General features: G+C 38.4%; 1 protein-coding gene. It reads right to left on the reverse strand.

Features of this window, described 5'->3' with window-relative positions; all coding sequences use genetic code 11:
* Positions 1 to 272 (reverse strand): IS3 family transposase (locus tag GQ593_RS13410; protein ID WP_160432474.1); only part of this gene is annotated, 272 nt, incomplete at its 3' end.
* Positions 273 to 557: the final 285 nt, after the last annotated feature.

A 557-nucleotide genomic window follows, 5' to 3' on the forward strand; every position in this document is an offset into this window, starting at 1 on the left:
TGTTTAACCCTTACATAGGTTAAATCGGTCACCAATATCTTTCGTGGTTGACCTATATCAAATTCTCGATTAAGTTCATTCCCCACCGGTGATTCATTGCTTTTTTCTGTATGAATACAATATTTTTTACAGGTGTATTTCGAAACCCAGCCATTTTTCGCCATGATTCGACCTATTCGGCGTCGAGATACGGTTATGCCTTGCTTTCTCAGCTCTGCTTGCAGACGCCTTGTACCATAAGCACGATAATTAGTATTAAAAATTTCACCCACTATTTCACTCAGTGATATATCTTGTGATTGCTGCGTTAATTGCCGTTGATAATAGAAACGATTTCGGGTTACATTTAAACATCGACATAATGCACGTAAGCTGTATCGATGCTTATTATGTAAAATTAACTCGATTTTCTTCCCATTATCAACGCCGCTTGCTTTAGGATATCATTCTCCATTAACAAGCGTTTATTCTCTTTGCGTAGCGCGATAAGTTCGTTCTCTTCAGTTCGACGATTATCTTTTGCGATGAATGAGCCGGTAGTTTGGTACTGCATTATC

It is taken from the genome of Gilliamella sp. Pas-s25 (assembly GCF_009795885.1).
Lineage (GTDB): Bacteria > Pseudomonadota > Gammaproteobacteria > Enterobacterales > Orbaceae > Gilliamella.